Source organism: Fructobacillus tropaeoli (assembly GCF_001047135.2).
Taxonomy (GTDB): Bacteria; Bacillota; Bacilli; order Lactobacillales; family Lactobacillaceae; genus Fructobacillus; species Fructobacillus tropaeoli.
Genome location: NZ_DF968079.1, coordinates 16,007 through 29,865 on the forward strand (window position 1 = coordinate 16,007; position 13,859 = coordinate 29,865).

11 protein-coding genes are annotated in these 13,859 nt (G+C 44.0%); 1 reads left to right on the plus strand and 10 read right to left on the minus strand.

All coding sequences use genetic code 11. The features are described 5' to 3' along the window. Positions 1–210: 210 nt before the first annotated feature. From AOQ32_RS01910 to epsC, 9 genes are all read right to left on the minus strand, one after another. Positions 211–2,853: a cation-translocating P-type ATPase gene (locus AOQ32_RS01910; protein WP_059393346.1), complete on the minus strand. Its 2,643-nt coding sequence runs from the start codon at positions 2,851–2,853 to the stop codon at positions 211–213. Positions 2,854–3,376: 523 nt separating this feature from the next. After that, a complete protein-coding gene (locus AOQ32_RS08955; protein WP_242976706.1) occupies positions 3,377–3,592 on the minus strand; it encodes a GNAT family N-acetyltransferase in 216 nt (71 codons plus the stop codon). 42 nt (positions 3,593–3,634) lie between these two features. Continuing rightward, positions 3,635–3,826 (minus strand): hypothetical protein, encoded by a 192-nt coding sequence (locus AOQ32_RS08960; RefSeq protein ID WP_242976707.1) that lies wholly within the window; start codon positions 3,824–3,826, stop codon positions 3,635–3,637. A gap of 3 nt (positions 3,827–3,829) precedes the next feature. Continuing rightward, complete coding sequence (rfbB, locus tag AOQ32_RS01920; protein ID WP_059393347.1) at positions 3,830–4,840, minus strand: dTDP-glucose 4,6-dehydratase; 1,011 nt, start codon at positions 4,838–4,840, stop codon at positions 3,830–3,832. 88 nt (positions 4,841–4,928) lie between these two features. Next, entirely contained in the window at positions 4,929–6,458 is a 1,530-nt protein-coding gene (locus AOQ32_RS01925) for a ClC family H(+)/Cl(-) exchange transporter (RefSeq protein ID WP_059393348.1), read from the minus strand. Between the two features lie 111 nt (positions 6,459–6,569). Then, complete coding sequence (locus AOQ32_RS01930; RefSeq protein WP_059393349.1) at positions 6,570–7,811, minus strand: glutamate-5-semialdehyde dehydrogenase; 1,242 nt, start codon at positions 7,809–7,811, stop codon at positions 6,570–6,572. Positions 7,812–7,814: 3 nt separating this feature from the next. Beyond that, the gene (gene proB / locus AOQ32_RS01935; RefSeq protein ID WP_059393350.1) at positions 7,815–8,600 is read right to left on the minus strand and encodes a glutamate 5-kinase; all 786 of its coding nucleotides are present in this window, start codon (positions 8,598–8,600) and stop codon (positions 7,815–7,817) included. Between the two features lie 148 nt (positions 8,601–8,748). Continuing rightward, positions 8,749–10,776, minus strand: coding sequence for a KxYKxGKxW signal peptide domain-containing protein (locus AOQ32_RS01940; RefSeq protein ID WP_083994346.1), 2,028 nt, complete (start codon positions 10,774–10,776; stop codon positions 8,749–8,751). Positions 10,777–11,073: 297 nt separating this feature from the next. Then, entirely contained in the window at positions 11,074–11,577 is a 504-nt protein-coding gene (gene epsC, locus AOQ32_RS01945) for a serine O-acetyltransferase EpsC (RefSeq protein WP_059393351.1), read from the minus strand. A 218-nt stretch (positions 11,578–11,795) separates the two neighbouring features. Between epsC and AOQ32_RS01950 the strand changes: the two genes are divergently transcribed. Then, a complete protein-coding gene (locus AOQ32_RS01950; RefSeq protein ID WP_059393352.1) occupies positions 11,796–12,998 on the plus strand; it encodes an ammonium transporter in 1,203 nt (400 codons plus the stop codon). A gap of 65 nt (positions 12,999–13,063) precedes the next feature. Here AOQ32_RS01950 and AOQ32_RS01955 read toward each other — a convergent pair whose 3' ends face one another. Next, positions 13,064–13,744: a type 1 glutamine amidotransferase gene (locus AOQ32_RS01955; protein WP_059393353.1), complete on the minus strand. Its 681-nt coding sequence runs from the start codon at positions 13,742–13,744 to the stop codon at positions 13,064–13,066. Between the last annotated feature and the right edge of the window lie 115 nt (positions 13,745–13,859).

A 13,859-nucleotide genomic window follows, 5' to 3' on the forward strand; every position in this document is an offset into this window, starting at 1 on the left:
CCAGACTTAGTCCTGAATAAATCGAAACAAAGATGATAAAGTTCAAGAAGAGATTATCCTGAATAGCGGGATAAACCTTTTCAACCTGGTCAATACCAATAAAACTACCTAAGATAATGAAAATACTGCTAATGGGGAAGCCTCTTTTTCGGCGTTCGGGTCTCGATTTTGCTTGCATACTCATTTACCTTTCGAGTAAGTTGTTAGTCATTAAACCTGAAAGAGCTTGGGACTGATTTTCTTCAAGATTTCTAAGATAATTGTCGGCACAACAGTTAAGAGAACAATCATCAACCAATGGTTAGCTGATAAGCTAACCAAGCCGAAGAGTCCTTGAACACCCGGAATCACAGAAACGGCAATGGTAATCAATGTTGCTAAGATGGCCATGTTCACCAACGATGGGTTGGCACCATAGCGAATTGAAAAGAGCGACTTTTCAGAACGGATATTGAAAACGTGAATAATCGACGTTAATGACAAGACCACGAAGGCCATCGTCTGGCCCACTTCTTCTGAAGTGGCGATACCACCCATGGCCACGTTTTGACCAAACCAGATGGCACCTAAGGTCACCAAGGCAAAGAGCGATGCGTTTAAGGCAATCTGTCGGCCAAGTCCCTGGCTAAACAGTGATGCATTTTTTGGCATTGGCGCCTTATCCATCACATTTGTTAACATTGGTTCACGACTCAAGGCGAATCCTGGCAAACCATCGGCTACAAGGTTGATAAAGAGCAAATGGATTGGGAGTAATGGTGAACCCCAGCCCAAAATCATGGCAATCAAGATGGCGATTAATTCCGAAATGTTAGCGGACAGAAGGAAATTAATGGTCTTACGAACCTTAACATAAACCCCTCGTCCTTCTTCGATGGCACTAATAATCGTTGCAAAGTTATCATCCGTCAAAACGATATCGGAAGCACCACGAGCAACGTCAGTTCCGGTTTGACCCATGGAAATACCAACATTGGCTGCCTTCAGGGCCGGCGCATCATTAACACCATCACCCGTCATGGCAATCGTGGCATCTTGTCGCTGCCATGACTTGATAATTCTGATTTTATCAGTTGGCGTTACACGAGCATAAACACTATAATCCTTAACATTCTTATCCAATTCAGCATCGGATAATTGGGCCAATTCGGCACCGGTTAATGTTTTGTCGCCTGGTTGTAAAATTCCGATTTCACGGGCGATTGCACTCGCCGTTTCAACGTGGTCACCGGTAATCATCACCGTCTTAACCCCAGCTTGTCTTGCCTGGGCAACAGCCGCTGCCGATTCTGGACGTGGTGGATCAATAATACCAACCAAACCGACCAGTTCTAAGTTGCTTTCATAAAATTCCTGAGTTGGTTCTTCGGGCAACTGATTAAAGACCTGCTTTGTAATGGTCAACACACGCAGTGCCTGACGACCGAACTTTTGGTTAATCTTTTCGGCTTCGGCCACATCACCATTTGCCAACATTGGGGCCAAAACATCAAAGGCTCCCTTAGTGATGGCAATGTAACCACCATCTGGTCGCTGATGAACGGTTGTCATCCGCTTTTTTGTTGAATTAAATGGTACCTGATCAACTACAGGATATTCAGTCAATAAGTCTTCTCGACTTTTAATTGGGTCAATAGCCCGCACCAACGCAACTTCCGTTGGCAAGCCATCAAAACGAGTTTCCCCATCTTCATCTTCCGCTACGGCAACGTTTGTTGACATTGCGGCCAGTGACAAAACTTCCTCGGCTTCAGGTGTGATACCATCTGCTGTGGCTGATAACTGATTTTGACTCGCTTGCCAGACTTGACGAACTGTCATCTTGTTTTGCGTCAACGTTCCAGTCTTATCCGAAGCGATGACATTCGTTGTTCCCAGCGTTTCAACCGCTGGTAATCGACGAATAATAGCGTGCTTCTTGGCGATTCGCTGAACGCCAAGAGCTAGAGTCATGGTCACGATCACTGGCAGCGTTTCCGGCACAATGGCAACGGCTAAGGAAATGGCCGTTAAGAAGATGTGCTTCAAATCCATTCCTTGCACAATTCCCAGCGTCAAAACGACAATAGCCGAGATAATGGCCAAATAAGAAATATTACGACCTAATTGAGCCAAACGACGTTGCAATGGTGTCAATGGCGTGCTGTTTTCGTTGTTCAACAGGCTGGCAATCTGACCCATTTCGGTTGCCATTCCGACGGCCGTGACAATGGCAAGACCATGACCATTAACAACGGTCGTACCACGGTAAACCATCGTTACTCGTTCACCGAGGTCGACGTCCTTGTCTCCCTCAAAAGTAGCCTCCGCATCTTTTTCAACGGGTAAACTTTCACCAGTTAATGCAGACTCTTCTGTCTGCAATTCAACAGCTTCAATTAAACGCGCATCAGCGGCGATGGATCGTCCGTTTTCTAAGAGCAAAATATCGCCGACAACAACGTCATCCGAATCAATTAATTCCGGCTGGCCGTCACGCAAAACCTTAACCTGGCTCTTATTCAGATCCTTCAAGGCGGCTAAAGAGCTCTCCGCCTTTCCTTCTTGGAAAATGGACAATGCTGAGTTGATGACCACAATCCCAATCACCAACAGACTTTCGAAGTAATTATTACTTCCTTCCAAATAAGTGGCGACAAAGGAAATCCCGGCCGCAATCAGCAAAATGATAGTTGCCACATCCTTTAAACTAAGCAAGATTTTCTTAGCTAAAGACGTCTTCTTTTCAGCAACGAAAACGTTTTTTCCGTGTTCTTGCCGGCTTTTCTCGACCTGATTTTCCGAAAGCCCTTGGTCCGGTTTTGTCCCAAGAGCCTTGAGTGTTGCTTGAACTCCTTTTTGGAATGCTTGCATGAGTATTCCTTTCAATGGTTCATGAGAAGGTATCACACCAGAGATGGTCTCCTGGCCACGGCACGTCTTCTCTTGCGTGACCGTGTTGGCAGTTGCATACTACTCAAAGTTCGGCGCCGACAATAAAGTGGTGTAAGTCCCCGAATTTTGAAATCGTGTCTCTTCATAGATAAAAAGCGAACATTTGTGGCTAATCGTTTGCGATTAACATGTAGGTTTTTAGCTAATTGGAATACTGGCACAATTAACTGTCAAAATTAATATTCAGATATGTATGAAAGTACGACGCCATTAGAGTGAATAAAAGTATTCTTAAACTAATAAGTATGACTAATATTATTGTAGCATACTTATAACGATTTTTGTAATTTTTAGCGGATAAAATAATTTTTCTAATAAAAAAAGCTGTTAAATCAGCAACTATATAATTTAATTAGAATAATATTGATTAAAAAAACGCCTATACCAATTTTGGAAGGCGTTTACCGATTGAACATTCCGTCTCGCTTTACGGAATAGACCGTCAATCACTCACTAAGACAAATTTCTTTTGCGTTTTCACTTCTTCAAAGCCAAGATGTCGATAAAAGGCATGGGCATTTTGGCGATTTGCACCAGAATTAAGCCGGATGATTCGAATTTTTCGGCTTTTGCCCGCCGCCTCTAACCACCCAATTAAAGCCGTGCCAATTCCCTGCTCCTGCGCTGACTGGTTAACCGCCAATGCCAGGATATTCAACGCAGGATCAGCATAAATTTCCTGGTAAACTTCGGCATGAAGTTAACCTAAAACCTCGTGTTGTGAACTTTCAGCAACCGCCAACAGGTGGTGGCGTTGATCTTCCAGTAATTGCAATAACTGATTTTTCGCCTTCTCAATTGGGTAATCATAACCTAACTCATTTGTATTGAGCGTATGAAGGGCAGCCAAGTCAAGCAGCGTAGCCTCACGAATAAAAAATTTTTCAGCCATTTTTCACCGACGTCCTTCCTGAAGGTACTTAACTTCGACAATCGAGTGCGCTTTTTGCCACCAATCCTCGTGATTTTGGTACCAAGCAATCGTTTCTTCTAAACCGGCATCAAAATCAGTGAAGACCGGGTGCCAGTCAAGAACTGCCATCGTGCGGCTAGCATCCAAGGCATAACGCTGATCATGACCGGGACGATCAGCAACATGCGAAATATTCGACGGATCTTGGCCAAGCTGGTCCATGATTTTTTGCACAACTGTTAAATTACTCAACTGACAATTAGCCGAAAAAAGGTAGGTTTGACCACTTTTCCCTCTTTCCAAGACAGCTAACAGGCCTCGAACGTGATCCGTCACGTGCAACCAATCACGCACCTGCTTCCCCGAACCAAATACTTGGGGCTTTTCATCACTCATGACAGTAGCAATTGTCCGTGGAATTAGCTTTTCAACATATTGATAAGGGCCATAATTATTCGACGAGTTTGAAATCGTAGCTTGAATACCAAAAGACCGGACCCACGCCCGAACCAAGTGGTCAGAGCTTGCCTTGGTTGCCGAATATGGTGACGAAGGTTGATAACGAGACTCTTCTTGAAAAGTCGCCGTTGAATCAATCGGTAAGTCACCAAAGACTTCATCAGTGGAAACGTGATGGTAAAAGACACGGTATTTACGAACTGCTTCCAGCAACGTATAGGTACCGATAATATTTGTATCCAAAAATGGCCTTGGATTGGCTAATGAATTGTCATTATGGCTTTCCGCCGCAAAGTTCATCACGACATTGACAGTCTGAACCAGCTGATCAACCAGTGGCGCGTCACAAATATCGCCAACCACTACATGCAGTCGTTCAGTTGATAAATCGGCTAGATTGTCCAAGTTTCCGGCGTAAGTTAACTTATCTAAAACCGTGATTTCGACTTTCTGTTCATGCTCCAGCAGATAACGAACGAAGTTAGCGCCAATAAAGCCAGCGCCTCCCGTTACGAGTATTTTTTGATAACGCATGGCTTTCTCTCCTCTTTGCTGATTTTAAAAAATATTATAACAAAAGGGCCCCCTCAGCAAGCACTGAATCGAACCCTTTTCAATATTTTTACATTTTTAATAGAAGCGATGCGCGAACCTTTTTGGATTCGGCTTGTGCCGTCCGAACATAAATGGTATCCCCCGGCCGTAAAATCAGGTCTCCAGCTGGTAGTAAGCTTTGATTTCCCCGCTTCACCATCGTAATTAAGCTTTGACTGAGCCAGTCAATATTGCGAATTTCACGATCCTCTAAAACTGTACCGGCCAAAACTGGCACTTCCAAGGTAATCAGTTGCTGGCCGCCATCTTCTTCCTGATTTTGCAAAAGACGGTTCAGCAAGGATTCATAGATTGGTGCACCATTGCACAAATCGACCACTAGGTAAGCTACTAAACTGACAAAGGCCAATGGCAAAACATGGGTCACGGAACCGACCATCTCAATGATCAGGATGATAGCCGTAAAGGGTGCTTTCCCAATGGCCGCAAAATAAGCAGCCATGCCGATAACCACGAAATCAATGAGATAAGACGCAGACAACCAACCAAAAATGACAAAAACCTGACCAATGATAGCACCATTTAAGGCACCAAGCGTCAAAATTGGTAAAAAGATGCCTCCAGGAAGACCTGAGCCGTAACTAATCATCGAGAAGATAAAGCGAACCAGTACCATGGCCAATAAAATTTTGATGCCTGGAACGTGGTGACCAAGCGCTAAGACTAAATTATTGCCCCCACCAAGGCCATTTGACCAAAAAAGGCCTAACGGAATGACAAGCATCAGTGGAATCAGGCCGTTTAAATATTTTGGTAGGTGTGTCCATTGATAGATTTTCTGGCTGGCCAAGAGCGTTTTTTGGTACAGAAAACCAAGCAAACCGAGAACAAGTCCCAAAATTAATAGCAGGCCATAGAGGCGGACTGGAATAATTGGTAATTGTCCAACCGCCAAAACCGGCGTCTGGCCGAAAACAATCGTGGAAATTGCATCGGCAATCACTGAACCAGCCAATGCCCCCAGCCAGATAACTGGTGAGAAACTATGGTAAATTTCTTCCAAAACAAACATCACACCAGCTAACGGTGCATTAAAGGCAGCAGCCAAACCAGATGCCGCACCGGCCGCAATTAATGATTTTTTCTGGCTATGGTCAACCTTGATAGTTTCAGCAACCCCCTGTCCGACGGCGGCACCAAGTTGAATCGAGGGTCCTTCGCGTCCCAACATCAGGCCCGAACCAATAGCTAAAATACCGGCAACAAATTTCCGCCATAGAATCGAAAAATAATTTAAATGCAGTTGATCCATCAACTGCCCTTCAACCTGTGGAATCCCGGAACCCGCGATATTGGGTTCCTTTTTCACTAACAGCGCGACAATCACGCCGATTACTAAATTAATAAGAACAACGAGGACAAGCATTGACCAGTGACCATTTTTAATGTACGTATACATATCACGCCACCACGAAAGCGAGTGTTCAATGCTCATTCGAAAAACGGACACCGCAATCCCGGTTAAAACACCAACCAAAGCCCCGTTAATAATGACCATCAATCGATTTGTATTAAAATGAAAGGTATTTTTTTGCATATTTTTAGTTTACACCTTTTTATTCTAAAATCGTAACAGAAAACAAAAATAGTTCAAAAAGATTGATAACTTTTTGAACTATTTAATAAGAAATTGTCTGGATGTTTGATTTTAATGGCGCGTTTGACCATCGCCAAAAACTTCGTACTTAATAGTCGTTAACGCTGGCAAGCCCATTGGACCACGAGCGTGCAACTTTTGCGTGGAAATCCCAATTTCGGCACCAAAGCCAAATTCAAAGCCGTCCGTAAAGCGGCTTGAAACATTTTGGTACACCACCGCTGCATCCACTCGGTTCATAAAATCAGCGACATGCTGTGGATTTTTTCCAAGGATAGTTTCGGAATGGTGAGTCGTATGCGCATTAATCCAATCAATGGCAGCATCGATATCGGTCACAACCTTAATCGCCATGATTAAGTCATTGTATTCCGTATCCCAATCAATTGGTGTTGCTAATGAGAGACGGCCATCAATAGCCACAGCCTGGTCGTCGCCGCGTAGTTCAACACCAGCTTCAATCAAGGCCGAAGCCACCTTCGGCAAGAATTCAGCAGCAATTTTTTCATGAATCAGTAGCTTTTCGGCGGCGTTGCAGACAGCGGGCTTTTGCGTTTTTGCATTGACAATCACTTCGATTGCCTGATCCTGGTCGGCATCTTCATCCACAAAGATGTGCGTGTTGCCTGCCCCGGTTTCAATCACTGGTACGGTGGCGTTCGTCACCACAAAGTCAATAAAGCTACCAGAACCACGAGGAATTAAGACGTCCACGTATTGACGCAGATGAAGCAATTCGTTAACGGAATCATGTGTGGTATCGGTGATCAATTGAATAATATTAGGATTCAATTGATGGTCCGTCAGTACGGAACGCAGCACCTGCGCCAAGGCAATGTTGGAATGGATTGCTTCTTTACCACCACGTAAAATCACGGCGTTACCTGATTTGAACGTCAAGGCAGCGGCGTCCACTGTCACATTTGGTCGGGCCTCATAGACCATCGCTACCACTCCAAGTGGAACAGTTTTCTTGATAATTTTGAATCCAGATGGGTGTTCCCAGTTTTCGTAAGGACCGGCCAACGGATCATCCAAGTCTGCCACAGCTGCCAAGGAAGTAGCGATGCCCTCAATCGTCGCATCATCAAGCGTTAGGCGATTGCGCATTGGGCCAGAAAGCGCTGTCGCGTTTTCTAAATCCGTTTGGTTTGCGGCCATAATAGCTGACTTTTGCTCCCGCAAGGCTTCAGCCATCGACAATAAAATTTGGTTGCGGTCTTGTATTGATAATTGCGCAACAACGTGTGCTGCTTCTTTGGCCTGTTGGCCAATTTTTTCAACTGTTGTCATCGTCTATTCCTCAAAAAGTGTCCCAATTTCTTCTCCTGCAATCACAGCAAGGATATTGGCCGGGTCATTCCCATTCACCAAGGCCATTTTTTGACCATTTTTCATCGTTAAATCAGCTGCCGCTAACTTTGTGCTCATGCCACCAGTGCCCAAACCGGAAGTTGAACCCGTTGCACTAAGCCAAATTGTTTCCGTAATCTCTTCCACTCGGTGAATCGGCTTGGCATTTTGATCAATATTTGGGTTAGCCGTATAAAGTGCATCAACATCACTCAAAATAATTAAGCCATCGGCTTGAATTTGCTTCGCCACTAATGCGGCTAAGCGGTCGTTATCACCAAACGAGTGTTGGTGATCCAACTCGTCAACGGCAATCACATCGTTTTCGTTAATAATCGGAATCACACCCTGGTCAAAAAGTGCCTCAATGGCATTTGTAGTATTTTCTAGCATGACTGGGTTATCAAAGACATCATAAGTCAAAAGAACCTGCCCAACCTGCTGCTGATAGAAGGCAAAGCTTTGGTGGTACAAAGACATTAAATACCCCTGCCCAATGGCAGCGAGCGCCTGTTGCTTTGGAATTTCCTTTGGCCGCTGGTGCAAATTCATCTGGTTCAAAGCGACTCCAATGGCACCTGAGGTCACCAATAGCACCTGGTGACCATCCTTTTGCAAGGTCGATAGTGTTTGAGCTAAACGGTTCACAACCGGGTATTTGATTTGCCCATCCAGGTCCACAATGGTACTTGTTCCAACTTTTACAACGATTTTCTGCCAGTCTGCCATGCACTTTTTCCTTCATTAAGTTTATTCTATTATAGCAAGAAAACAGGATAGTAGCGCAATAAAAAGAAGCTAAGCTCAGTTTTGAGCCTAGCTTCAAGTGACAGAAGAGAGGACAATGTCCTAATTTTTATCAATCTAATCGTTTGTTTTAGATTATGGCAACGTTCATGGAAGCTGGTGCACCATAGCCAGTTGGCTGCACATTGGAGTTCAAATACTGCCAATCACTTGTTGACAGCCAATAATTGGCACCACGAGCAATTTGTAGTGGATCAGCAATCTTAAAGCCACCATTTTGGTAACCGTAAATCAGTTGAACATGGAAGTTGTTACTTGCATTATTAAGCTGCAAGTTCCATGGGACGTAGGTAATAACTGGGTTCCATGATAATAATTGAACCAGCACGTCATTGACACCGGCTCCTGTGATGTCCTTGGTTTGAACGCCAAAGACGCCGTTCAAGTTTCGGGCCAAGGCAGAGGCCAAAACCGTTTGAGTATACCATTGGCCGTAGCCAAATGGGTTGCCATGGAAACCTTGGTCAGCTGAAACGTTAAAACCATAACCAATCTGATTATAAATATCGTGAATATTTGGCACATTCTTGCCCTTGGCGGAAAGCGCCATCTGGAATGAAACGCCTTCACAACCTTCTGGTGCGCCTAGTTGTCCTTGGTTCAAAGAAACATGAGGAAAATCAATATTCAACTGGCTAACATCTAAACGACCGTTACCATCGAACGAAACTGAACGGCCCAAAACATTTTGGTTACCAGTCAATGCACGACCATCACCACCGGCATAGTAGATACTGTTACCATCCGTATAGTATTGGTTAGTTCGCATGTAATAAGTACCATCATAACCAAAGAAATAAGTACCGTTATCAATGCCTTGAATACCTTGTACAGCGCGGCCATCTTGATCCGTATAATAGGTTAGCCCCCACGCATTCCGCCAACCCTGATTTTGCCGAACACCATCGACAAACCAGTAATAAGTGCCAGTGTAGGCTTTAAAGCCAGTATAAAGATTACCGTTATCATACCAACGGTAACCACCATTTTGAGCTGATCCATCCCACAAATAACCATTTAACGGCCGTTCATAGTAGGTATTGTCATCACCAAAATCATATAACTTACTATCAATAATCCGGCTGCCCTGGACAGCACGACCATCTTGATCAGTGTAGTAAGTTAAGCCCCAGGCACTACGCCAACCTTCATTTTGTCGAACACCATCCAAGAACCAATAGTAAGTGCCCATATAACCACGAAAGCCAGAATAAAGTTGACCATTGTCGTACCAACGATATCCACCATTTTGCGCTGAACCGTCATAAAGGTAACCAGTTGATCGCAAGTAATACGTGTTATCATTACCAAAATCAAAATCCTGACCATTAATGTTTTGAATACCCTGGACAGCACGGCCATCTTGGTCTGTATAATAGTTCAGATTCCAAGCATTCCGCCAACCCTGATTTTGTCGGACACCATCAACAAACCAGTAATAAGTTCCCTCATGATATTGGAAGCCTGTGTAGGGCTTTCCATCAACAAACCAATTCCAACCACCATTCGCTCCTGAAACATCAGGTGAATAGATATAACCATTAACATGCTGCTGAGCCAAATTAGTCAGTGCCGTATCGCGTTGACTTTGTTGATTATCAGCCGCTTTTTGACCATTATTAGTCGTTGCTGCAGATTGATTATTGGTCGTATTCTTTTGATTTTGGTCAGATGACGTTGACTGGCTATCGCTAGTACTCACGGTAGACTGACTTTCAGCTGTTTTGGTTGATTGCTTTGAATCATCAGCCGATTTTTGAGCGCTTTCTGAACCAGTGTTCGTACTATTTGTAGTCGTTGTCTTGAAGTTCGCTTCACTAGTTGTTGCTGTGTTGTTTGAGCCCTGTGCTAAATCACTTTTATCGTTAACCGTGTCGGCTTGATTTGTATCATTTGAACTGCCACTTGTAGCCTGATCAGCAGCCTTCTGTTGGCTTTGTCCTGATGAGTTCACCGTAGCAGTCGCCGTTGCCTGGTTGTTACTTTGTGCGCTAGTTACATCAGCACTCGCGGAAATACCCGCCAAAGTTAAGGCACTAGCAATCGCCACTCCCATCATGACCCAGTTTTTACCCGATTTAAACATCTTAATTCGCATCACAAAACCATCTCTCTTCTAATTTATAATATCTTACGTAATATATTATACATATTAGCAATTAATATAAAAGTTTTACTTTCTCTCTAAATCAGCCTCCCTAATCAGTTAATTTTAAATTAACAAAAAAAGCAAAGTTAACTTTGCTTTTTTCTATGAATTGTTTCAATTTTAATTAGGAAAAGACGATATAATTGACAGGCCACATTAATGCTAGCTCTGAGCCATTTACAAAAATGTTACTACACTTTTATCAATAACTATCCTCTTTCAAAAACTCAACCCAGCTGATTTCCATTAATTGACCACACGGGCAGGAATACCCACAACCGTCTGACCAGCAAGGATGTCTTGCAAAACAACAGCATTGGCACCGACTTTGCTATCCTGGCCAATGTGGATGTTCCCAATTACCTTGGCACCAGCACCGATTAAGACTCGGTCGCCAATGGTTGGATGACGCCGTACGCCATCCTTAACAGCGCAACGAGCGCCTAAGGTGACGCCCTGGTAAATTGTCACGTCGTCACCAATCACAGTTTCTTCACCAATCACAACGTTGACACCGTGGTCAATCACCAAGTTTTTACCAATTGTTGCGCCGGGATGAATATCAATCCCGGTTTTTCTCTTACTATGGGTCGCAAGTAGCTGAGCCAAAAATGGGTGGCCATGCGTCCAGAGGTAATGGCTTTTACGATAAGCCCTGACCGCCTTATAACCAGTATGAAAAAGCAAAACCTGGTAGCGGTGCTGTAAAGCAGGATCACGTCGAATAAAATCATCAGCAGTGTCAAACATGAGTTCTCCTTATTGATAAAAACCCTGGTGTATTCGGTCACCAGGTCAGCAATTCATCGCGTTTCCCGAATATTTACTGACGAATATACCCCCCTTTGCCTAACAAGGCATATAATCTTTGTCAGGAAAGCTACCAAATTTAAATTGGTACAGTTATAACAAGCGGTATGATAAGACCTGTAATAAATAGCAGGGAAACAGTACTTGGAGGAATTCACATGGATAGTGGAAGTATTGCTTGGGTCCTGACATCAGCCGTTTTGGTTTGGATCATGACCCCAGGTTTGGGATTGTTTTACGCAGGATTAGGCGACAAGAAAAACTTGTTGCATACGGTTGGTATATCAGTATTGCTGATTGGTCTAGCCACAGTAGTCTGGGCATTGTTAGGTTATAGCTTATCCTTTGGTGGATCTGGTTCCTTTATTGGAAACCTACATTACTTGGGACTGAACCACGTCTCTCTTTCAGGGTCTACTCGCGGTTTGAACATTCCAGATGGTGCCTTTGCCATCTTCCAAGGAATGTTCCCAATTATCACCATTACCATCATCACTGGTTCAGTAGTTGGACGGATGCGTTTGAAGTCAATGTTAACTTTCCTAACATTATGGTTGATTTTCATTTACGCTCCCCTTGCCCACATGGTTTGGGATAACGGTTTCTTAGCTAAGTTGGGTGCTATTGACTTCGCTGGTGGTACCGTTGTTCACATCTCGTCTGGTGTCACAGGTTTGGTATTGGCCTTGATTCTTGGCCCACGTAACGATCAAAAGCCACACCAAACAAATCCAATCTTCGTCTTGGTTGGTGGCTTCTTACTTTGGGTTGGTTGGTTTGGATTCAACTCTGGTTCAGCTTTAGCTGCCAACAACCAAGCCATTGTGGCATTGCTTAATTCATGGGTAGCTTCATCAGCAGCTGTTCTTTCATGGGGAGTGATTGCTTACCAGATTCAAAAGAAGGTCACGCTCGATGGATTGGTAACTGGTGCCTTAGCTGGTTTGGTAGCAATTACACCAGCAGCTGGTTACGTTCAACCATGGGCTGCTATTGTCATGGGCTTGATTGCCGGCGTCCTTGGTTTTGTCAGCATCACAACGATTAAGAACTTCTTCGGTTACGACGACACATTGGATGCCTTTGGTATTCACGGAATTGGTGGTACCGTTGGCGCTCTTCTGACTGGTGTCTTCGCTGATAAGAACTTACCTGGTAGTGCCGCTGGTTTAATTTCTGGCCACTGGGACTTACTTGGTCATCAAGCAATCGCCGTTTTGGTAACACTTGCTTTGGTCATTATTGGAACACTAGTTTTGGCTGGCGTTACTCGAGTGATCGCTGGTCCATTACGTGTAAGCGATGCTGATGAAAGCACTGGTTACGACAAATTGATTCACCTACTCGTTATCAAAGACTAAGTCAATTGAATCAATGCACAATAAAAGGGCTGTCACAATGACAGCCCTTTTATTTTTGTCTGAAATTAATTTGTTTGGTCAACTAAATAGTCCAACAACAAAAACATGATTTCCTGATTTTTACTTGGAACACCGTGAGCTAAAATATCAGCGCCCGTTTGGTGCAAAGCATTTTTAGCATCGTTGGCATACGCGCTATCATTAGCAACCATTTCGCGAACGTTGTCCGCCTCTGGCTCAAAGTGAAACTGTAATCCTAAGAGATTTTCAAAGACAAAACCCTGATTTTTGACCAAATCAGTACTGAACAAAAGCTCTGCCTGATCAGGTATGGTAAACATTTGCTCATGCCAATGGAGCGCTTCCACTTTCTCCGGCAATCCCGGAATACGATCGCTAACTCTCTTAACCGGTGCCCAACCAACTTCCTTATAAGGGGCATCAAGAACTTCGCCCCCAAGAACCTTAGCAATTTGCTGAGCACCATAGCACGCCCCAAAAATCGGCTTATGCTGGGCCATTAGTTGCGCAATTAATGATCGCTCTTCAGCAATCCAAGGCAAGTCATCATTAGGACTCATAGGCCCACCCAAAATAACTAAGAAATCAACATCTTCCGCACTTGGCAAGACATCTTGAAATTGAGCTGGGTGGTGAACAGTCATCTCATGACCGTGTTTCTGTGACCAACGAGCAATGCTCCCTGGTCCTTCGTTTGGTGTATGTTGCAAAACATGAATGCGCATCAAAAAAGCCTCCTTTTTTGGACGGCAATTTGATACGGGTTTCGCCTGCATATGCCCTTAATACGATTATTTTAACACAAAAAAGTCCTGACGGTTGACGTCAGGACTAATTTTT